Annotated in this window: 23 protein-coding genes and 1 riboswitch; of the genes, 11 read left to right on the top strand and 12 right to left on the bottom strand. The window is 60.1% G+C overall.

Annotated elements, in window-relative coordinates; translation table 11 throughout:
- Positions 1 to 10 precede the first annotated feature (10 nt).
- The 9 genes from TRL7639_RS03985 to miaB form a co-directional block, all read right to left on the bottom strand.
- Positions 11 to 562, bottom strand: a complete 552-nt coding sequence (locus TRL7639_RS03985; protein ID WP_085794482.1) for an AAA family ATPase — start codon at positions 560 to 562, stop codon at positions 11 to 13.
- A gap of 377 nt (positions 563 to 939) precedes the next feature.
- Positions 940 to 2,121 carry a methionine adenosyltransferase gene (gene metK / locus TRL7639_RS03980; protein WP_085794481.1) on the bottom strand — a complete coding sequence of 394 codons (1,182 nt, stop codon included), beginning with the start codon at positions 2,119 to 2,121 and terminating at the stop codon, positions 940 to 942.
- Positions 2,122 to 2,127: 6 nt separating this feature from the next.
- Positions 2,128 to 2,177: riboswitch (SAM-SAH riboswitch) on the bottom strand.
- Between the two features lie 38 nt (positions 2,178 to 2,215).
- Positions 2,216 to 3,724, bottom strand: a complete 1,509-nt coding sequence (gene lnt / locus TRL7639_RS03975; RefSeq protein WP_085794480.1) for an apolipoprotein N-acyltransferase — start codon at positions 3,722 to 3,724, stop codon at positions 2,216 to 2,218.
- On the bottom strand, positions 3,721 to 4,623 hold the full coding sequence (locus tag TRL7639_RS03970) for a hemolysin family protein (protein ID WP_085794479.1): 903 nt from the start codon (positions 4,621 to 4,623) through the stop codon (positions 3,721 to 3,723). Before TRL7639_RS03970 ends, lnt begins: the two co-directional genes overlap by 4 nt.
- Before the next feature lie 36 nt (positions 4,624 to 4,659).
- A complete protein-coding gene (gene ybeY, locus TRL7639_RS03965) occupies positions 4,660 to 5,157 on the bottom strand; it encodes an rRNA maturation RNase YbeY (RefSeq protein ID WP_085794478.1) in 498 nt (165 codons plus the stop codon).
- 21 nt (positions 5,158 to 5,178) lie between these two features.
- Positions 5,179 to 6,195 carry a PhoH family protein gene (locus TRL7639_RS03960; protein ID WP_085794477.1) on the bottom strand — a complete coding sequence of 339 codons (1,017 nt, stop codon included), beginning with the start codon at positions 6,193 to 6,195 and terminating at the stop codon, positions 5,179 to 5,181.
- 208 nt (positions 6,196 to 6,403) lie between these two features.
- A complete protein-coding gene (locus tag TRL7639_RS03955; protein WP_085794476.1) occupies positions 6,404 to 6,697 on the bottom strand; it encodes a hypothetical protein in 294 nt (97 codons plus the stop codon).
- Positions 6,698 to 6,708: 11 nt separating this feature from the next.
- On the bottom strand, positions 6,709 to 7,275 hold the full coding sequence (locus tag TRL7639_RS03950) for an OmpA family protein (protein WP_207559632.1): 567 nt from the start codon (positions 7,273 to 7,275) through the stop codon (positions 6,709 to 6,711).
- 240 nt (positions 7,276 to 7,515) lie between these two features.
- Entirely contained in the window at positions 7,516 to 8,838 is a 1,323-nt protein-coding gene (miaB, locus tag TRL7639_RS03945; RefSeq protein ID WP_085794475.1) for a tRNA (N6-isopentenyl adenosine(37)-C2)-methylthiotransferase MiaB, read from the bottom strand.
- 125 nt (positions 8,839 to 8,963) lie between these two features.
- Here miaB and TRL7639_RS03940 point away from each other — a divergent pair, with 125 nt between their 5' ends.
- A complete protein-coding gene (locus TRL7639_RS03940; protein ID WP_085794474.1) occupies positions 8,964 to 9,830 on the top strand; it encodes a glycosyltransferase family protein in 867 nt (288 codons plus the stop codon).
- Positions 9,831 to 9,923: 93 nt separating this feature from the next.
- Here TRL7639_RS03940 and TRL7639_RS03935 read toward each other — a convergent pair whose 3' ends face one another.
- A complete protein-coding gene (locus tag TRL7639_RS03935) occupies positions 9,924 to 10,718 on the bottom strand; it encodes a phytanoyl-CoA dioxygenase family protein (protein WP_085796245.1) in 795 nt (264 codons plus the stop codon).
- 87 nt (positions 10,719 to 10,805) lie between these two features.
- Between TRL7639_RS03935 and TRL7639_RS03930 the strand changes: the two genes are divergently transcribed.
- Entirely contained in the window at positions 10,806 to 11,708 is a 903-nt protein-coding gene (locus tag TRL7639_RS03930) for a LysR family transcriptional regulator (protein ID WP_085794473.1), read from the top strand.
- On the opposite strand, the gene irrA is transcribed toward TRL7639_RS03930, so the two are convergent.
- Positions 11,709 to 12,125, bottom strand: a complete 417-nt coding sequence (gene irrA, locus TRL7639_RS03925; RefSeq protein WP_085794472.1) for an iron response transcriptional regulator IrrA — start codon at positions 12,123 to 12,125, stop codon at positions 11,709 to 11,711.
- A 188-nt stretch (positions 12,126 to 12,313) separates the two neighbouring features.
- On the opposite strand from irrA, the gene fabA reads away from it, so the two are divergent.
- The 5 genes from fabA (at position 12,314) to TRL7639_RS03900 (ending at position 16,298) form a co-directional block, all read left to right on the top strand.
- Positions 12,314 to 12,823, top strand: coding sequence for a bifunctional 3-hydroxydecanoyl-ACP dehydratase/trans-2-decenoyl-ACP isomerase (gene fabA, locus TRL7639_RS03920; protein WP_085794471.1), 510 nt, complete (start codon positions 12,314 to 12,316; stop codon positions 12,821 to 12,823).
- 75 nt (positions 12,824 to 12,898) lie between these two features.
- Positions 12,899 to 13,372, top strand: a complete 474-nt coding sequence (locus TRL7639_RS03915) for a metal-independent carbonic anhydrase family protein (RefSeq protein ID WP_085794470.1) — start codon at positions 12,899 to 12,901, stop codon at positions 13,370 to 13,372.
- Between the two features lie 366 nt (positions 13,373 to 13,738).
- Complete coding sequence (gene fabB, locus TRL7639_RS03910; RefSeq protein WP_085794469.1) at positions 13,739 to 14,968, top strand: beta-ketoacyl-ACP synthase I; 1,230 nt, start codon at positions 13,739 to 13,741, stop codon at positions 14,966 to 14,968.
- 4 nt (positions 14,969 to 14,972) lie between these two features.
- Positions 14,973 to 15,764, top strand: coding sequence for an enoyl-ACP reductase FabI (locus TRL7639_RS03905; protein WP_085794468.1), 792 nt, complete (start codon positions 14,973 to 14,975; stop codon positions 15,762 to 15,764).
- 111 nt (positions 15,765 to 15,875) lie between these two features.
- The gene (locus TRL7639_RS03900; RefSeq protein WP_133057602.1) at positions 15,876 to 16,298 is read left to right on the top strand and encodes a hypothetical protein; all 423 of its coding nucleotides are present in this window, start codon (positions 15,876 to 15,878) and stop codon (positions 16,296 to 16,298) included.
- A 333-nt stretch (positions 16,299 to 16,631) separates the two neighbouring features.
- Here TRL7639_RS03900 and TRL7639_RS03895 read toward each other — a convergent pair whose 3' ends face one another.
- Positions 16,632 to 17,060 (bottom strand): FKBP-type peptidyl-prolyl cis-trans isomerase, encoded by a 429-nt coding sequence (locus TRL7639_RS03895; RefSeq protein WP_085794466.1) that lies wholly within the window; start codon positions 17,058 to 17,060, stop codon positions 16,632 to 16,634.
- 132 nt (positions 17,061 to 17,192) lie between these two features.
- On the opposite strand from TRL7639_RS03895, the gene TRL7639_RS03890 reads away from it, so the two are divergent.
- The 4 genes from TRL7639_RS03890 to TRL7639_RS03875 are packed head-to-tail and all read left to right on the top strand — an operon-like array spanning position 17,193 to position 20,867.
- Entirely contained in the window at positions 17,193 to 17,879 is a 687-nt protein-coding gene (locus tag TRL7639_RS03890; protein WP_085794465.1) for a haloacid dehalogenase type II, read from the top strand.
- Positions 17,879 to 18,709, top strand: coding sequence for an alpha/beta fold hydrolase (locus tag TRL7639_RS03885; RefSeq protein WP_085794464.1), 831 nt, complete (start codon positions 17,879 to 17,881; stop codon positions 18,707 to 18,709). The genes TRL7639_RS03890 and TRL7639_RS03885 overlap by 1 nt, the downstream gene beginning before the upstream one ends.
- On the top strand, positions 18,706 to 19,680 hold the full coding sequence (locus TRL7639_RS03880) for a threonine ammonia-lyase (RefSeq protein WP_085794463.1): 975 nt from the start codon (positions 18,706 to 18,708) through the stop codon (positions 19,678 to 19,680). The genes TRL7639_RS03885 and TRL7639_RS03880 overlap by 4 nt, the downstream gene beginning before the upstream one ends.
- Positions 19,677 to 20,867 (top strand): endonuclease/exonuclease/phosphatase family protein, encoded by a 1,191-nt coding sequence (locus TRL7639_RS03875; RefSeq protein ID WP_085794462.1) that lies wholly within the window; start codon positions 19,677 to 19,679, stop codon positions 20,865 to 20,867. The genes TRL7639_RS03880 and TRL7639_RS03875 overlap by 4 nt, the downstream gene beginning before the upstream one ends.
- The last annotated feature ends 53 nt before the right edge of the window (positions 20,868 to 20,920 follow it).

Genomic DNA, 20,920 nt, shown 5'->3' with positions numbered 1-20,920 from the left:
GCCCCGGCCCTTACTGGCTTGGCGGCGGTGTTGCAAGCGGGCTGTGAGGACAGCGGACCACAAGATCGGTCAGAAACACCTCTACCTCAGCTCGGCTGCGCAAAATGCGTGTCGCGCAGCGATCAGACCACTCGGTGACAAACTGCAAGGCACTCAGGCGGCCGTCGGTCTGGTAGTTCCAGCAAAATTTCAGAAATGCCCAATCGAAACGTTCGGGGCAATTGGGTCCCATATCGGGTCGCGTGCGCCCATAGAATCGGGCCGAACGCCAGAGCACGCGCCACATGCGAACGGACCGCGGCATGTCGAGCATCACGATCAAATCGGCGCGTTCCGCGCGGTAGGCCATGCTGCGCGAATGGTTGCCGTCAAAGACCCAAGCCGAGGCATCAGCAGCCGTCCTGGCCATCTGCATCACCTGCGCGGGATCTCGCAGGATCCAGTCGCCTTTCCAATAGATCGGGTCCATATGCACAACGGGCAGATCCAGCCTGTCAACAAGAGCCCGCGCCAGGGTAGACTTGCCCGACCCCGGCCCACCAATGATCATGATCCGCTGCATGGCGCGTTTCCCAAACTCTTGAACCAAACGAGCCCGCAAATCTACTGCACCCAGCCTAAATGCGAAACCCAATGTTAGCGGAAGTGCTCCCGCGCCCGAGCAGACCTGACTGCGTCAGCCCCGCTAACGGCCTTGGGCCGCGCGCCGAGCCTTCGGCTCGCCGCGGTTGCCTCCAGATCCAACGATGCGACCTGAACGATCCTGTTGCGGCAAGCGCCCGCCGCCGCGCGCAGCGCGGCGGCCCGGCCCAACGGGAGGAGAGCATCTTTGATGCGCGAACGACGGGCGGGAGCACTCCCGCTTCATGAATGCCCCCATCTCCACAAAAAAAGGCGGCCCAGGTGGACCGCCTTTTCGAACGTGTTGATCGTCTCAGATCACACAGCGCCCTTGAGTGCGTCTACCAGATCGGTGCGTTCCCAACTGAAGCCGCCATCTGCATCCGGCGTGCGGCCAAAGTGGCCATAGGCTGCGGTGCGCTGGTAAATCGGCTTGTTCAGACCCAGATGCGAGCGGATACCGCGCGGGGTCAGATCCATGACCTGGTCGATCGCCTGCTCGATCGCGGCGGGTTCCACTTCGCCGGTGCCGTGGGTGTCGGCATAGATCGACAGCGGCTTGCTGACACCGATGGCATAGCTCAGCTGGATGGTGCAGCGTTCGGCCATGCCAGCCGCCACAACGTTCTTGGCCAGGTAGCGCGCTGCATAAGCCGCCGAACGGTCCACCTTGGTCGGGTCCTTACCCGAGAACGCACCGCCACCGTGGGGCGCGGCACCGCCATAGGTATCAACAATGATCTTGCGTCCGGTCAGGCCTGCGTCACCGTCGGGGCCGCCGATCACGAACTTACCGGTTGGGTTCACGTGCCATTCGGTCGCTGCCGACAGCCAGCCTTCGGGCAGGGTCTCGCGAATGTAAGGCTCGACGATGGCCCGGATGTCGTCGCTGCTCAGCGACTCGTCCAGGTGCTGGGTCGACAACACGACCGAGCTGACGCCGACCGGCTTACCATCTTCGTAGATGACCGAGAGCTGCGATTTGGCATCGGGGCCAAGCGCAGGTTCGGTGCCGTTCTTGCGCACTTCGGCCAGACGGCGCAGGATCGCGTGGCTGTACTGGATCGGGGCGGGCATCAGCGCTTCGGTCTCGGTGGTGGCGTAGCCGAACATGATGCCCTGGTCGCCTGCCCCTTCGTCCTTGTTATCCGCCGCATCAACACCTTGGGCGATATGTGCCGACTGCTCGTGCAGCAGGTTCGTTACTTCAACCGTCTCGTGGTGAAACTTGTCCTGCTCGTAGCCGATGTCCTTGATGCAGGCGCGGGCGATCTCGTCAATCCGGCCCATGTAATCGCGCAGCTTGTCCTGGTCGGACAGGCCGACTTCACCGCCGATCACCACGCGGTTGGTGGTGGCAAAGGTTTCCGCCGCAACGCGCGCCTCGGGCTCTTCGCTCAGAAAGGCATCCAGGACCGCGTCTGAAATCCGGTCGCAGACTTTGTCCGGATGGCCTTCGGAGACGGATTCCGAAGTGAAAGTGTAATTTTTTCGGGACATCAATAGTGCTCCATTAGGGTTACAACTGCCACGCCAGGAAGCCGTTGTGACAATTCCACCGAGGGATACGCGCGAGGATTGGGGCGGTCAACGCCTATTTGCCACGCATTCCGGGACGTTGACTTGCGGCCACAGCAAGGCTCAGCAGGATCAAGGCGGCAAGCGCCAACAGATCACCGGTACGCGCATAGAGCGTCGGCGGCAAAGGCGCGGGCAATTCCGCGTCAACGTAACCCGCCTGCCCCAACCCCAGGCTGGCGGTCACGCGACCAAGCGGGTCGATCATGGCCGAGACGCCGGTATTGGCGGCGCGCATCAGAGGCACGCCTTGCTCGATGGCGCGCATCTGGGCCTGGGCCAGATGCTGATAGGGACCAGAACGCGCCCCGAACCAGGCGTCATTTGTCACCTGCAGCAGAAACTCGGGCCGGGCGCTGGCAGCATTGATGTCCTGCGGAAACACCGCCTCGTAGCAAATCAGCGGCAGCGCACGACCAAGCGTGCCCATCGACACCAGCTCAGCCCCCGGGCCCGAACTGAACCCCTGCCCCGCATTGGCAGCGAACCCATAAATCCCGAAACGGGCCATCAAATCCCCAAAGGGAACATACTCTCCAAACGGCACCAGGTGGTGCTTGTCATATACCCCTGCTACCTGGCCCTGCTCATCCAGATAGACCATCGAGTTGAAGATGCGGCTGCCTTCGGACCGGCGGATACCCAGTGCAAGGGCCGCGCCATCAGCAGCTGCAGCAATCCTGTCCAAAGCTGGGCCACCGGTTTCCAGCCACACCGGCACCGCCGTTTCCGGCCAAACGATCAAATCCGGACGCGGCACGGCAGCCGTGTAATCAATCTGCCGCTCGTAGAAAGTTGGCATGTGGGCCGGGTCCCACTTTTGGTGTTGCGGTGCATTGGGTTGTACAAGGCGCACGGTGTGGCCGGTTCCCGTCACCGGCGGCGCGCTTGCGCCCCCCCCAAGGACAGCCAAACCAAAAGCCACCGCCGGGGCTGCGTTCCAAAGCGCGCGGCCCGAGCGTGGGCCGATCAGCAGCAACCCGGTGGCAAAACTGATCATCACGGTCAACAATGCCAACCCGTGCGGACCGACCCAAGCCAATAGCGCTGCGGCATCCGAGCCCACCCAAATCTGTGCCAATCCGGCCCAGGGAAACCCCGTGAACACGTATGCGCGGGCAAACTCGGCCAAGGACAACGTGCAGACCAACAGCCACATGCGCGATCCTGGAGCCTTGCCCCATCGGTGCGCTGCCCAAAAGGCCGCGCCCCAAAAGAGCGCCAACCCGCCTGACAAAAAGCTCAGCGCAAATGGCGCCATCCATGCGTGCCGCTCGGGGTCGACAAAAAACGGCTCGACGATCCAGAGCAACCCATGTGCAAAATACCCCAGCCCCAAAGCCCAGCCCAAACCAAAGGCCTGGCGCGGCGCTGTTACTGAGGTCATCAGCCATGGCACCAGAGTCAACACAACCAGCGTGACCCACCACGCTCCAAAAGGCGCCAATCCAAAGGCGGCAATGGCGCCGAGCAAAACCGTCAGCGACAGCCTAGCCCACAAAGGCCCCATCAGCAGACGGTTCATTCGATCAGATCTGGCAGCATGACCCGCAACCGCTTGATACGGCGGGGGTCAGCGTCGATGACCTCGAACTCGGGCCCATCGGGGTGGCAGACGACTTCGCCACGCGCGGGTACGCGGCCCGACAGCATGAAGACCAAACCGCCCAGCGTGTCGATCTCTTCCTCGTCCACATCCTCGTGTTTAGTCAGCGAGCGGCCGATCTCGGACTCGAACTCATCAAGCGGCGTGCGGGCTTGGGCCACATAGCAGCCAGGCTTTTCCTTGAGCCAGGTCTGATCCTCGCCGGTGTCATGCTCATCCTCGATCTCACCCACGACCTGTTCGATCAGATCCTCGATCGTCAGCAAGCCATCGACGCCGCCATATTCATCGATCACCAGCGCCATGTGGCGCCGCTCGGTCTGCATTTTGGCCAGCAGCACACCAATGGGCATGGAGGGGGGCACAAACAGCAACGGGCGGACCATGCTTTGCAGGTCGAACTCGGTCGAGTTGCCATTGAAACCGTGGATCAGGGCAAAATCCTTGAGGTGGGCGAACCCAAGCGGCGTATCCAGAGTCCCCTCGTAAACCGGTATTCGGGTCAGACCGCTGTCGCGAAAGACCTGCACCAGTTCGTCGCGGGAAATCGTGTTGGGCACCGACACAATCTCGGCCGTGGGAATCGCCACGTCCTCGACCCGCATCCGACGCAGGTTGATCATGCCATGAGGTTGGGCCGTAGTGGTCGCCGGATGGTTCGGTTCCACTGGTTCAGGCTCTTCCGTTGGGGAGGAGATCGCATCCATGATGCGTGAGAAAAAGCCCCGTTCCGCCGATGCAGTGTCGGCGGAGAAATCTGCTGTGTTCTGCAACTGCGCGCTTTGCGCTGCGTTAGAACTGCCGTCTGTGTCGCCCATTATTCCTATTCCAAAACCAAGGCCCAAAAGGCCCCTTCACTCTATATATGGGTTATTGATGCCCATTTTGCCAAGTATCTCGACCTCTAATGCCTCCATCACAGTGGCATCGGCGTCACGGATATGGTCATACCCCAGCAGATGTAAAACCCCGTGTACGATCAAATGTGTCACGTGATCGTCCATCGGCTTGCCCGCAGCCTGCGCTTCGCGGGCGCAAGTGTCATATGAGATCGCGATGTCGCCCACGGCCAGTTCGCCCATGAAATCGGGCTCAGGTCGATCTGGTTCACCACCGGGCCTTTCGGGTGCCAGCTCTTGCGCGGGCCAGCTGAGCACGTTGGTGGGTGTGGGTTTGTCGCGAAACTCGGCGTTCAGCACCGCAATTCGGTCATCATCACAGGCCAGCAGTGAAATCTCGCACGCCTCGGCGTCCAACCCCTGATGAGCCAGCGTCACAGCAGTGGCGCGTTCGGCCAACGCCTCAAGACCGGCATCTTGCCAGCGGTCGTCTTCGATTGCGATATCCAGCATGCCTGCCCCGTTGCCTTGGCCTCAAGCGCGGCCCGAGTCGGCCTCATACGCTTCGATGATCGCGGCGACAAGCGGGTGACGCACAACGTCCTTGGAGGTGAAGTAGTTGAAACTGATCTTGGGGATCGAAGTGAGCAGGCGTTCGGCGTCTTGCAGACCCGATTGCACCCCGCGCGGCAGGTCCACCTGGCTGCGGTCGCCGGTAATGACCATGCGCGAGCCTTCGCCCAGACGGGTCAAGAACATCTTCATCTGCATGGTGGTGGCGTTCTGCGCCTCATCCAGCACCACAAAGGCATTGGCCAGCGTACGGCCCCGCATAAAGGCCAGCGGCGCGATTTCGATCCGCTTTTCTTCGATCAACTTGGCCAATTGCTTGCCGGGCAGGAAATCATTCAGCGCGTCATAAAGCGGCTGCATGTAAGGATCGACCTTGTCCTTCATGTCACCGGGCAGATAGCCCAGCTTTTCACCCGCCTCGACCGCAGGACGCGACAGGATGATGCGATCCACATGACCGCCGATGAACATCGACACACCAACGGCCACAGCCAGATAAGTCTTACCCGTACCGGCAGGACCAATGCCAAAGGCAAGTTCGTTTTCAAACAGCGACTGGACATAGGCCTTTTGCGCGTCGGTGCGCGGCTCGACCAGCTTCTTGCGGGTCTTGATCTCGACCTTGCCGCCCTTGAACATCTCCAGCTGGTCACCGTCGCGTGCGCCGGTGTCCCTGGCTGACGTGTCCATGCGCAGCTCGCGGTCGATATCGCCGGGTTCAACAGTACGACCCGCCTGCAAGCGGTCATAAAGCGCCTGCAGCACTTCGAGCGCGCGTTTCTGCGAAGCCTCGCCGCCCATGATCACCAATTGGTTGCCACGCCGTGCGATCTGCACGTCGAGCGCCTTTTCGATCATGGCCAGATTGCGGTCGTATTCGCCGCAAAGGTCGATCAACAGTCGGTTGTCAGAAAATTCGATCTGCGCCTCGCGCGGGGCGCTTTCGGTTGGCGGTGGGGTCAGGGCACCAATGGCCAATCTGCTCTCCTGTTTTGGCAGTCTGGTTCAAGCGTAGCCACGATCACCGCGCGTGCGCAAGCCGCCATGTTCACTTTTCATCCAACTGAAACAAAATTGGTGAGGGCAAAGGCAAAATTCTGCCACCGCCCCCTTTTCAGCATGAAAAAGAAAACGACCAGCAAAGGCATTGCTGGTCGTTCCGTGTTTGATGCGAATGTTCAGGCGATCAGATCGCGTCTACGACACCCGAGCCTTTCTTGAACGGCCCGGTGGCCACACCCGGAGGGGCCGCACCCGAGCAGACCGGCTTGCCGTTGCGGTCCAGACGCTGGGACAGGTACCCTTCGAGCCCGTCGTCGATGATCCAGTGGTCACAGCCCGTTGGGTCAACCCAAATGCCCGCCTTCAGGTTCGACAGGTCACCGGAATCAAAGCCCCGGTCCACGGTTTTGTCGGTTGCCTCGCAGGCGGCCAAGCCACCCAAGGCTGCGAGAAGCGCAATGCCTTTGATCAGTTTCATGACAGCTCTCCTCAATTCACGCAGATGATTTCAACGCGGCGGTTCTGCGCCATGTTCGACGCGTTTGTATTCGGCACCCGTGGATCACGCTCGCCGTAGCCCCGCACATCGACAATGCGCGCGCCCGTGCTGCGACCGACGCGTGCGACCGAATTGGCCCGGTTCTGCGACAGGCGCAGGTTATACGCATCCGACGCCCGGCTGTCGGTATGGCCAGTAACGATATAGCCATTGGCCTGGGTGGTCCGGAAAAACTCCTTAAGACGCGCCTGACCGGCCGAGCTGATACGGAAGCTGTCGGTGGCAAAGAACTGATCCGCAGGCAGTGTGCCGCACAGATTGCCGCGACGGCAGACCGGAATGCCCTGACGGGTCACGTGCGGCGTCATATACCCCTCGGCCCCGTCATCCATCACCCAGTGCTCGCACCCATCAGGATCGACCCAGATGGTGGGCACATAGCGCTCACCGATAACTGTACGTTGGTTCTGTGCGCTGGCGGGGGTGGCAGTAACCCCGGCAATCGCAACAATGGCAGCAAGCGCCGCTACAGCGCTCTTGATTTTGAAACTAAACACCGCTGATATCCCTCACCATAGTTCCCCCAAAAAATTGGCACCGCTGACATGCATCGGCGAGTACCCATAACCCAATTGACCTAAGGTTAGGAAAATAAGAGATAATTGTGAAGCAAAATCCACCACATATTGTGGCCGAGCTGGAGATACTCACCAGAAATTCAACAGATTGTCGCTGAACTGGCAACTTTGGTCAGTTCAGAAAATTGAGTGAGTCGCCCCAATACAATCGCAGCGCGATCAGCGGATGACTTCTCCTGCCAGCGAATTTGCGCCGGACGACACGATTTTGACCCGCGTGATGTCGCCGATTTCCGCACCAGACCCGGTCACGTGAACCGCGTGCAGATACTCGGATTTTCCGACCATCTGGTCGTCAAACCGCCCCTCTTTTTCGAACAGAACGCTGACCTCGCGGCCAACCATGCTGTCCTGGATCTCGCGCTGGTGTTGGGTGATCATTGCTTGCAGGCGCTGCAGGCGGTCGTCGGCCTCGGTTGGATCGACCTGGGGCCGTTCCGCCGCGGGCGTGCCAGGGCGGGTCGAGTATTTGAATGAATAGGCGTAGCCGTATTTGACCTGCTCCACCAAATCGAGCGTGGCCTGGAAATCCTCTTCGGTCTCTTCAGGAAAGCCGACGATGAAATCCCCGGACATGACAATGTCAGGCCGCGCCGCGCGGATACGCTCGATCAGCTTGAGATAGCTTTCGGCCGTATGGCTGCGGTTCATCCGTTTCAGGATCTTGTCCGATCCGGCCTGCACAGGCAGATGCAGATAAGGCATCAGCTTTGAACAGGTGCCATGCGCCTCGATCAGGTCGTCCATCATGTCGTTGGGGTGGCTGGTGGTAAACCGAATGCGCTCCAGCCCATCGACCTTGTCCAATTCCCAAATCAGCTGCGCCAGGGTCATGTCGCCGTTGGGACCGGCCCCATGGTACGCGTTGACGTTCTGCCCCAGCAACGTGATCTCGCGCACCCCACGTTCGACCAACTCGTTGGCCTCGCGAATGATTCGATCTGCCGGGCGGCTGACCTCGGCCCCACGAGTGTAAGGCACGACGCAGAAGGCGCAGAATTTGTCACAACCCTCTTGCACGGTCAGAAACGCGGTCGGACCACGCTTGGCCTTCGGGCGGTTCTTGAGCTTTTCGAACTTGTCTTCCTCAGGGAAATCAGTGTCGAGCGCCTTTTCCCCAGCCCGGGTCTTCGCCTCCATTTCCGGCAGGCGGTGATAACTCTGCGGCCCCACGACCAGATCGACCAGCGGCTGGCGGCGCATGATCTCCCGCCCTTCAGCCTGAGCCACACAGCCCGCCACACCGATCTTGAGATCGGGCTTCTCGGCCTTCAGCCCCTTGAACCGGCCCAATTCGGAATAGACCTTTTCGGCGGCCTTTTCCCGGATATGGCAGGTGTTCAGCAGGATCATGTCCGCGTCATCGGGCGACTTGGTCTCGACATAGCCTTTGCCGCCCAGGGCCTCGGCCATACGCTCACTGTCGTAAACGTTCATCTGGCAGCCATAGGTTTTGATATACAGCTTCTTGGGCTCGGACATTGGACAGGCCTTTGCGTTCGCGGGATCAGCGGCGGGCTTTATACCGTTCCAGCACCGCTTGCAATGCACGTGCAATTAACCGATTTTGGTGTTTGATGCCAGCACGGCAAATCAGGGACGCGCGGATGGAATACAACTCACTCGATCATCTCTTGCGCACAGGCAAGGAGACGCTGGTCAAAGGCCCGCTGGCGTTGATCTTTGTCGAGGACGACGTCGAACTGGCCACCACGATGCGCCACCACCTGCAATGCGGCTTTGCTTCTGTGCTGGCCTTTATGCCCGACGCGTTTCAACTGCCCAAGGACGTCGAAGCGCGGGTGCACAGGGTGCCTTTCGACTGCGGCCCCCGCAAATCGGTGGTCGACGCTATCAACCGGATCATCGAAGCCGCACCGGGCGTCTGGATGTACTACTGCTACAACGCCGAATACCTGTTCTATCCCTTCTGCGAGACCCGCAGCGTCGGCGAGATGCTGATGTTTCACAACGAAGAGCGCCGGGATTCCATGCTGACTTATGTCATCGATCTATATGCCGATGACCTCAAGGCGCACCCCGACGGGGTCTCATTGGACAAGGCCAATCTGGACAAGTCAGGCTATTACGCACAGGCCCGCAAAGACCCTGAAACGGGCCACCCTCGCGAGCGGCAGTTGGATTTCTTCGGTGGCGTTCGCTGGCGGTACGAAGAGCACATCCCAAAGGAAAGCCGCAAGATCGACCGGATTGCCCTGTTCAAATCGGCACCGGGGCTCAAGCTGTTGCCGAACCACACCTTCGAGGATCAGGAATACAACACCTATGCCTGCCCCTGGCACCACAATTTGACAGCGGCGATCTGTTCTTTCCGCACCACCAAAGCACTCAAGCGCAACCCCGGATCGACGTTTGAAATCGACAGCTTTCGCTGGCACAATTCGACGCCGTTCGAATGGCACTCGCGCCAGTTGCTTGATTTGGGACTCATGGAACCGGGGCAGTGGTTTTAACGCCACGCCCCTCTTCCTCTTGCCGAAAATATCCCGGGGGAGCCGCGCAGCGGCGGGGGCAGAGCCCCCACTTTTGCGCGAATTTCTCGGGTCTTATCCGATCAACATCGGGAACCAATCCTCTCGCAGGCGTTGACCCGGCTGCATGTCGTGCCCCGGAAACGGCGGCGAAGTGCGGCCAGGGCGTTCGACATAACGGGCATCATCCCCAACCAGACGCAGGGAAAAAGCCCGACGACGGCTGTTTGATGTATTGCCGCGTGCGCCGTGCAGGATCTTGTAGTTGAACGCCACCGCGTCGCCGGGCTGCATTTCGAATTCGACCACCTTCATGCCCTCGGCATCCGGATCGGGGATCGGCATGTACTGGCCCTCGTCGGCAAAGAACCCCTCTTCCGACACCCACCGGGTCGGCAACACCTCTTTTTCCCACAGATGCGAGCCTGCAACGCAGCGCAAGGTTGCCTCTTTCACCGGATCAAGCGGCGACCAAAAGCTGACGGTTTGCTGCCCTTCGACAAAATAGTACGGCCCGTCCTGGTGCCAGGGTGTCGCCATCGATGTGCCGGGTTCCTTGACCAGAACGTGGTCGTGAAACATCTGCACGGTTTCGGATTGCATCAGATCAGCAGCCACCTGCGCAGCGGGCGAGGCCTGGATCACGTCACGGAACTGCGGGATGCGGGTCCAATTGCAATAGTCGTCAAAGAACAGACCCGTCTGCCCCTCCTTCTTGTTGTCCGAGGCGTAAGGCCCCGGCTCAGCCATATTGACCTCGATCCCTTCCCGCAGGGCATCGACGTGATCGGCAAACAGGCCTGGCACAAGGACAACGCCATCGCGCTGATAGGTTTCGATCATTTCGGGCGTCACAGTTGGGTGCGTCATCGGGTCCTCCATACTGGGTGTTGAAAGAGTTCTGCCCCGGCGAAAACAACATTTCAAATCATATCTAGAAATGACATATTTAACTTCATGTTATACCTTACACTCCGCCACTACGAATACGCCTGCGCCATCGCGGCTGAGGGCAGCTTGTCGGCCGCCGCCGCGCGCCTCAACGTATCGCAACCCGCGTTGTCGAATGCACTGGACCGGATCGACACGCAGCTGGGGTATCCGCTGTTCATTCGCAAACGCGGGGCCGCGCTTGCCGTGACACCACAAGGTCGCCGGTTTGTAGAGAGGGCCGAGGCGCTTTTGGCGCGTGCGGCCAGTCTCGAGACCGGACAAGACGCGCAACCGACCACAACACGCCTGACGCTTGGGTGTTTTTCGGATCTGGCTCCTTTTCTGCTGGCCCCTGCCCTGCAACACCTGCGGCAGGCTTATCCGCAGATCACCGTCAGCCATCGCGCCGCCGCCTTTGAGCCGCTGATCAGCGCGCTGCTAGATGGGAGTATCGACATTGCCGTGACATATGACCTGGGGCTGGACGCTGGATTTACCCGGACCTCGCTGTTTCATCAGCGACCTGTTGCGGTGCTGTCACCGGATCACCACCTAGCCAGGCAACCCGACATCTCATTGCGTGACCTGTCGCAGCACCCGCTGATCCTGTCGGATGAAGGGCTATCGGCACAGCATATGCTGGGGCTGTTCCGGCGTCACGGTCTGCAGCCCGTGGTCGCACATCGCACGCCATCGCTGGAAATCATGCGCAGCCTCACCGCCCATGGTGAAGGCGCCGGCATCAGTTATGCCGCGCCTTTTGCCCTTCACAGCTATGATGGCCAGCCATTGGTGGCTATCCCGATCCGCGACCCCGACGCCAGCGAGCCGGTGATCCTGGCACGTCACGGCACCGGGCCCGGAGACCCAATCATCGAAGGTGCAATGGACATTTTGACAGAAGCGTTAAAGAGCCAGCGGCCCTGATCAGACCTTGCGCAGGCGGATTACCACATCGACCGAGGCGATCTCGACCCCTTCGGGGGCATCGGGCAGGCGCTGGATGACCAGCTGATCGGATGGCGCATCCGACAGACGGGCCTCGTCCTCCCAATAGAAATGGGGGTGATCGTGGGTGTTGGTGTCGAAATAGCTTTTCGAGCCGTCCACAGTGATTTCTTGCAGCACACCTGCGTCACAAAAAGCGCGCAACGTATTGTAGACAGTGGCCAGAGATACAGACGCGCCTTTGGTCTTTGAGGCCTCGAACAGGCTTTCTGCTGTGACATGACGGTGACGGCCATCGCCAACCAGAAGTTCAGCCAGCGTTACACGCTGACGGGTCGGACGCAGGCCTGCGTCAACCAACCACTCGGTGGCAATCTGTTGGCTATCTGGTGTCATTACGTCAAGACTCGCTCATGGCTGACTGTATATATAGGGCCGTCTCCCCGGTAATTTCAAATGAAATTCATTCGCAACTGAACGGACCCGACGTCGCAATCCACCAGTCGGGCACTTGCGGGACGGCTAGGCGCGATGCTAGAGGGTCGAAAGTGAAATTTGACACCCCAGGCAGGAGAAGCGGCAGCATGTCCCAATTCCCGAGCAGTTTTGACAAAGATGACCTGCTGAAATGCGCCCGTGGCGAGCTTTTTGGCCCCGGCAACGCTCAGCTTCCGGCGCCGCCGATGCTGATGATGGACCGGATCACCGAGATTTCGGGTGATGGCGGCGCGCATGGCAAAGGTCACGTGCTGGCGGAATTCGACATCACCCCGGACCTTTGGTTCTTTGATTGCCACTTTCCCGGTAACCCGATCATGCCCGGCTGCCTGGGCCTGGATGGTTTGTGGCAGTTGACCGGTTTCAATTTGGGCTGGCGTGGCTGGAAAGGTCGCGGCATGGCTGTGGGCGTTGGCGAAGTCAAACTGACCGGCATGGTCCGCCCGGACCGCAAGATGCTGACCTACAAGATCGACTTCAAAAAAGCGATCCAGACCCGCCGCCTGACAATGGGTGTTGCCGATGGTATCGTCGAAGCAGACGGCGAAATGATCTATCAGGTCAAAGACATGAAAGTGGCCCTTTCCGAAAGCTGAGGCCGCACTAAAACCGATATCGAAAGAGAGGCTCACGGGCCTCTTTTTCGCACCTGCAACAGAGAGGACTACGCCGTGTCGATCACTCACAAAGATCTATCTGATGCCCGCACAGCATGGGGTCAGGGTAAGATTGCCATCTCAAAAGCCTTTGAAGAGGGTGGAATTGACGCGGCACGTCAGGTCGCAGATGCCCATCTGGATGCGATCTATGGCTACAACTTGGGTCCTGTGTTGTTCAAACCGACCATGGCCAGCGGTCCGCAATCCTTTCGGCCAACCAAAGAAGGCGCCTTGGCCTATTTCTGTGGCCATTCCGAAGAATATCCGCGGGACAACGGGTTTGCGATCCAAGGCTGGCGGGCCATGGACAGCGTAACGTCGGCCGAATACATCGAAGGTGACATCGCAATGTGGATGGGCTGGGTCATGTTGACGGACAAGGACGGCAACGTCACCAAAGTGGACAAGTCGTTCGGCTACAAGAAAGATGCAGACGGCACCCTGCGCATCGTCCTGCACCACTCGTCCCTGCCCAACGAATTCTGATCGACCGGCCGCCGCCGCCAAAAGTTATAGCGCTTGATGCTTAGCTGAGATCATGTAGCGGCTGCGTGCCAATCAGAACATGGGATGATGCGTGCAAAACCGCTGACCGCTTGTATCGCATCTGCATCACGAGAGGCCAATGCACCCGATCATCGACCTCAAAGTGTTTAGAGATCAAACGCGACGCCATCATTACGGGCGCCGATTTCTTTGAAAGAAATCGACCCAAAAACTTTGAAAGTTTTTGGGTCGCCACCCACCGCAAGCGTTTCAAGACGGGGATCAAGCGACCACACAGCGTCAACCCATCTTGCACCCCCACGTCGCAATGCATACTAAGACATAAGCTAACAAGGGAGTGCACGTATGCGTCGTGTCGTGGTCACCGGTCTGGGCATTGTCTCGTCGATCGGCAACAATGCCCAAGAGGTCGTCGCCTCGCTGAAGGCAGGCAAATCCGGGATCGTCTCAAGTGACGAGATGGTTGAACATGGCTTTCGTAGCCAGATCGCCGGCACGCTGAAACTCGACATCAAGGAGCACGTGGACAAACGCGCGCTGCGCTTCATGGGGCCGGGTGCGGCCTATGCCCATATCGCCATGAGCCAGGCCATCGCTGATGCCGGCCTGACCGAGGATGACGTCGTGAATGTGCGCACCGGTCTGGTGGCCGGATCGGGCGGCCCGTCGACCAGCGCCATGCTGGCTGCGCATCAGGTGGTTGCCAAAACCGGGGCAACCAAGCGGATCGGGCCCTTTGCAGTGCCCAAATGCATGAGCTCGACCATCTCTGCCAACCTGGCGACGGCGTTCAAGATCAAGGGCATCAACTATTCGATCACCTCGGCCTGTTCGACCTCTCTACACTGCATCGGCAATGCGGCCGAGCAGATCATGCTGGGCAAGCAGGACGTGATGTTTGCAGGCGGCGGCGAAGAGCTGGACTGGACCCTGTCGTGCCTGTTCGACGCCATGGGCGCGATGAGCTCGAAATACAACGACACGCCGGACAAGGCCTCGCGCGCGTTTGACGAGAACCGCGATGGGTTCGTGATCTCGGGCGGTGGCGGCATTGTTGTGCTCGAAGACCTGGATCACGCTCTGGCGCGTGGTGCAAAGATCTATGCCGAAGTGACCGGTTACGCGGCCACATCCGATGGCCATGACATGGTGGCCCCCAGCGGTGAAGGCGGCGAACGCGCCATGCGTCTGGCCGTGTCGACCCTGCCCGAAGACCGCAAGGTCAGCTACATCAACGCGCATGGCACCTCGACCCCAGTCGGTGACGTGGGTGAGGTTGAAGCCGTGCGCCGCGTCTTTGGCGAAGGCAACGTGCCCCCCATCAGCTCGACCAAGTCGATGACCGGCCATGCGCAGGGCGCAGCTGGCGCTTTGGAGGCGATCTTCTGCTTGCTGATGCTGGACAATGATTTCATCACACCGTCAATCAACGTCGAGACTCTGGCCGAGGGGATCAACCCGGGCGAAGTGGCAACCGAGTTGGTCGAAAATGCAGGCCTCGATTCGGTCATGACCAACAGCTTTGGCTTTGGCGGCACCAACGGATCGATGATCCTGAGCAAGTACAAAGGATAAACCGATGACCGGAGCATTGCAGGGCAAACGCGGGCTGATCATGGGCGTTGCCAATGATCGCTCGATCGCTTGGGGCATCGCCAAAGCCATGGCCGAGGCGGGGGCCGAGCTGGCCTTCACCTATCAGGGTGAAGCCTTTGGCAAACGCTTGGAGCCACTGGCGCAGAGCGTCGGTTCTGATTTCATGGTGGATGTGGATGTCACCGATGATGCGTCACTGGACACGGCCTTTGCCCAATTGGGTGACCGTTGGCCCACCATCGACTTTCTGGTGCACGCCATCGCCTATTCGGACAAGACCGAACTGACGGGGCGGTTTTTAGATACCAGCCGGGCGAACTTCAAAAACTCGATGGATATCTCGGCCTATTCCTTTATCGAAGTGGCCCGCCGAGCGCATCCGCTGATGAAAGACAACGGCGGCACGCTGCTGACGCTGACTTATGCCGGGTCGAACCGGGTTGTCCCGAATTACAACGTGATGGGCGTGGCCAAGGCAGCGCTGGAATCAGCGACCCGTTATCTGGCAAACGATCTGGGCCCCGAAGGCATCCGCGTGAACGCCATTTCGCCCGGACCAATGAAAACCCTGGCCGGCGCGGCCATCGGGGGGGCCCGCAAGACGTTCAAGTTTGCTGACACCAACGCGCCCATGCGCTCGAACGCAACGCTTGAGGCGGTTGGCGGCACAGCGGTTTACCTGACCTCGGATGCGGGCGCCTGCACCACAGGCGAGATCATTCGCGTCGACGGCGGCTTCCACGTCCTGGGTATGCCGCAGCCTGAAAGCATGTAATTTTGTGGCGGCGGGGCCTGCAAGAGATTGCCATGGCCCCGCCCTTTGATTGCCAAGGTTTCGGGTCATGGTGCCTGCATGCCTCAGCCCGATGTCACCCTTAGCGCCCGAATGCGCGACCCCAAGCCAAACGCCAACCCCTTGCGCGGATTGAAGGTCACGCTGGTGGCTGGATGCGGCTGTTTGATGGTGGTGGTACTGATGTCTTCACCCCAGGTACAAGGGCTGTTTACCGAACCGAAGGCGCATGTTGATGTGCATCAGGTCGCTGATACAGAAATTGGATCGGCGACAGATGTGAGCGAGGCGACAGAAGCAACTTCAGTTGTCGCGCAATTGGATATCCCCAACGCCGAACCGTCATCACCAGCCGAAAACGGTTCTACATGGTTGGGCAGCCTCAACCTGCCCGACGCGGGCAGTATGTTTGGCGGAGATGCCGAGCAGTCCGACACACCTGCCGTCCCGATTGTCTCTTCCATGCCCCGCAGCCGTATTCCCGTGCGCAGAGGCGGCCTGACTTTGGACGAATGAGCGCCAAGCGCGTCTTGGAACCAAGTCGAAACCACCAAGGCACTGCACCGCCTATCCCATACAACGGCGTTGCGTTTGACCGCTTCGGGAGCGCTCCCGCACCCGAGCGATCCCGACTGCGTCGGCACCGCTAACGGCTTTGGGCCGAGCGCCGCGCTGCGCGCGGCGCGGTCCCGCCAGCAGCAAACGCCGCGCACAAAGTCGGCCTCAATAGCGCTTAGATCCCAACGATGCACCAACCGCCGAGCGAAGCGAGGCCCGGCCCAACGGGAGGTGGCGCCCCGTCAGGGGCGTTTCCGACGGGCGGGAGCCCCCCGCCCCACGTGCAACGGGTCAATTGATCGAAACGATCTCGAAATCGAACACCAGATCCTGGCCCGCGAGCGGGTGATTGGCGTCAAGGGTCACTGTTGCCTCGTCCACTTCCACAACGGTCACAGGCAGAGCCTGACCGTCCGGGGTCTGCATCTGCAACTGAGTGCCGATCTCCAGCGGAATGTCATCCGGGATGCCTTCGCGAGGAATGGATTGACGGGCGGCGGGGTTGATCGGGCCATAGGCTTCTTTGCAATCGATCGTCACCTTCTTCTTCTCCCCCACTTCCATATCTGGAAGCGCCTTATCCAAGCCCGGGATAATCTGACCCGAACCCACCACAAACTCCAACGGATCCCGCCCTTCCGAACTGTCAAAAGTGCTGCCATCCAGCAGGGTTCCGGTGTAGTGGATGCGCACTGTGTCGCCTGATTTGACCTTGGTCATTGGGTCTCCGATCGAGTGGGAGTTGAAAGATGGCGCACCCTGACGGACCCTCACGCCAATGTAAAGGTTCGGGGCTTTTCCCCCTGCCCCGCCTGTGCAACCCTGCGCCTCGGAGTTGAGGGAGAGGACATCATGGCAATCACAACCTGCGTATTCGACGCTTACGGCACCTTGTTCGACGTGGCCGCCGCTGCTCGACAAGCCGCATCCGAGCCTGCGCATGCCGCGCTCAAGGACACCTGGATGGATCTCGCCAACTATTGGCGCCTGAAGCAACTGCAATATACCTGGCTGCGCGCCATAACGGACGCGCATACCGATTTCTGGGATGTGACCCAGGACGGCTTGGATTGGGCGCTCGAGGCAACGGGTCTGGACGGTGACCCAGCCTTACGCCAACGGTTGCTTGATCTCTATTGGGAGTTGCAAGCCTATCCGGAAGTGCCGCAAATGCTGCGCGCGCTAAAGGATGCCGGGTTGAAAACCGCGATCCTGTCGAACGGCTCCCCCGCGATGCTGGATGGCGCGGTACAGTCGGCGGGCGTTGGCGATGTGCTGGATGATGTGCTCTCGGTCGAAAGCGTCGGCATCTTCAAACCTGACGCACGTGTCTATGATCTTGTCGGGCACCGGTTCGGTTGCGCGCGCGATGAGGTGCTGTTTGTCAGCTCGAACGGTTGGGACGCGGTCGGGGCCAGCGGCTATGGGTTCACCACCGCTTGGGTCAATCGCGCTGCCGAGCCGATGGACCGCTTGCCATGGACGCCTGCACATGTACTGTCCGACCTCACGAGCATTCCGCAACTGGCAGGGGTTTGATGGCCGATTTCACCACCTCGGACGGCAAGCGCATTCACTATACTGATACTGGGAGCGGGCAGCCGCTCCTGTGTTTGGCGGGATTGACCCGTTGCGGGCGGGATTTTTCCCATCTCGCACCGCATGTCACCGACTTGCGCATGATCACGATGGATTATCGCGGGCGCGCGCAATCAGAGTATGACCCCGACTACATGAACTACAATGTGATGCGCGAAGGGCAGGACGCCATCGAGCTGCTGGATCACCTTGGCCTTGAGCGCGTGACCCTCTTGGGCACTTCGCGCGGCGGGCTGATCGCAATGACCTTGGCCGCGACGCAGCCACAGCGATTGGCAGGTGTGATCCTGAATGACGTGGGCCCGGTCGTCAGCCCCGAAGGCATCGCGCGGATCATGGAATATGTGGGCAAACCGCCCGTTTCCAAAACCTATGGTGAGGCGGCTAAGGCGATGCACGCCGCACTTGCACCGCAATTCCCTGATGTCCCGGCAGAGGTCTGGCAACAACAGGTCGAGACACAGTATGACGAGACACCGGACGGATTGGCCCTGCGCTATGACGCAAAACTACGGGATGCGCTGATTGAACAGGCTGCAGCTGGTCCTGTGCCGGACCTCTGGCCGCTGTTCGAGGCCCTCAAAGAGCTGCCCACAGGTGCCATCCGAGGCGAAAACTCGGATATTCTGGAACCGGGCACCTTGGCCGAGATGCAAACCCGGCACCCCGAGATGTTGACGGCTGTCATCCCCAATCGGGGCCATGTGCCGTTTTTGGACGAGCCTCAGTCCCTTTCCCTCATCCGTAACATTCTGGAGCGCGCCTTATGAGCTCAATCGAATTGATTCACGCCGCCGCAGAGCGCCTGAAGGGCCACGCACGGCGCACGCCGCTTCTCAACTCTCCGTTTCTGGACGAGTTGGCCGAGCGGCGGCTGTTCGTGAAACCCGAATGCCTGCAACACACGGGAAGTTTCAAGTTTCGCGGCGCCTGGTCGGCCGTCTCCGCGCTGGATGAGGACACCCGCACGCGCGGCATTCTTGCGTTTTCGTCCGGCAACCACGCGCAGGGCATTGCCATGGCCGCCACCAAACATGGTGCGCCGTCCGTGATCATCATGCCGTCGGATGCGCCAAAGATGAAAATCGACAACACACGCGCCCTTGGGGCCGAGGTGGTGCTTTATGATCGTGGCAGCGAAAGCCGCGAACAGATTGGCGAGCGGCTGCGGCAGGAACGGGGGCTCACCCTGATCAAGCCCTATGACGAACCCCAGGTGATTGCAGGCCAAGGCACGACAGGCTTGGAGATCGCGGAACAGGCCGCCGAGCACTGCGTTACCCAAGGCGACGTTCTGGTCTGCTGTGGAGGTGGCGGGCTGACGTCGGGCATAGCGCTGGCGCTGGAAGAACACGCGCCAGGTCTGCGCCCCCGGCCCTGTGAGCCACAGGGGTTCGATGACGTGACACGCTCGCTGGCCTCGGGTCAGATCGAACAGAACCCAGCAACCTCAGGCAACATTTGTGATGCCATCCTGACCCCGTCACCGGGCGAGATCACCTTCCCGATCATGTACGAGCGCTGTGGCCCGGGCATGACCGTCACCGAAGACGAGGCGCTGCACGCCATGGCGCTGGCATTTTCACGGCTCAAGATCGTGCTAGAGCCGGGCGGGGCCGTCGCTTTGGCCGCAGCGCTGTTCCGCAAGGATCAGATCGAGGGCGAGGCTGTGATCGCCGTCGCCTCGGGTGGCAATGTAGACGCCAAGATTTTCTGCACAGCCCTGGAGCGTTTCGCATGACCCGGTTCACCATTGCATCGTTTAACGTCAAAAACCTGATCGGGGCGGACAAGGAATATTATACCTTCCAAAAATACGCGCCCGAGGAATACGCCTGGAAACAGGATTGGATGGCGGACCAGTTGCTGACCATGGACGCGGATGTCGTCGGTTTTCAGGAAATCTTTGAAGAAGAAGCCTTGCGCGATGTGATAGCGGAAACGGACCGGCGCGGCAGGGAGGCAAATGACGCCAATCTGCCAGATAGATCCAAGCGCTATCACAAGAAGGCAATCTTTCGAAAGCTGGCCTTTGGCGGGTACAAGGACGCGGCGCTAGCCTTTGCAGCCAATGCATCAGATGGCGGTCCGGGCGAACGACGGCCCGGGCTGGCGGTGCTGTCGCGTTTTGGCTTTCCCGAGGAACCGGAAATCATCCAGGAGCTGCCGGAGCCCCTGCGCATCCCCATGTCCGCTTTGGGCGGCGATGAAGGTGCTGGTCACTACACGTTAACCCGCATCTCGCGACCGATCCTGAAAGTCCGTGTCCCGGTTGGGGGCAAGGTCATCACCGTCTTCAACTGCCATCTGAAATCGAAGCTAGGAGAGTTCATTCGCCCCGATGGCGCCGAGTTCGCGCCCGAGGCCGTACTGACCGCCTATGACCCGGTAGGCCGCGCCATGGGCGCGCTGCGTTCGGCCTTGCGGCGCATGGCCGAGGCCTGGGTCCTGCGGCGCGAGATCGTGGCCGAACTGGACAAGGGTCACCCCGTGATGGTTCTGGGCGACTTCAACGATGGCGAACATGCGGTGAGTTCCGAGATCATCTCGGGCGAGCATCCGTTCAAGAACTACTCCTGGATGCTGCGCCACGACGCCCAGGCCCCCAATGATCGTTATTCGCGCGACGAGAATGAACAGATCACCGAGGCCGTGGACCGGGTTCGGCTACGTTCGGCCGAGAAGATGTTCGTGCGCAAATCCCTGCGCGACATGGTTTATACGGCGGCCTTTGGCGGGGTGTATGAGAGCATCGACCAGATCTATATGTCGCGCCATTTCGACAGCGCCTGGGGCAAGGCCATGGGCGAGATGGAGTATTACAGCGTCTTCAACGACCACCTGACGGATGGCTCACACCCCGAAGCGCCCTATAACAAGCTCGCCTCGGACCACGGCCAGATCATGGCGCATATCCGGCTGAATTAACGATTCTCGGTAACGGGGAACTCCCGCGCCCGCGCCAACCTGACTGCGTCAGC

Origin of the sequence: Falsiruegeria litorea R37 (assembly GCF_900172225.1) — a bacterium.
Lineage (GTDB): Bacteria > Pseudomonadota > Alphaproteobacteria > Rhodobacterales > Rhodobacteraceae > Falsiruegeria > Falsiruegeria litorea.
The sequence above is the reverse complement of the archived record's forward strand: the minus strand, read 5'-3'. Positions and strand labels throughout refer to the sequence as shown.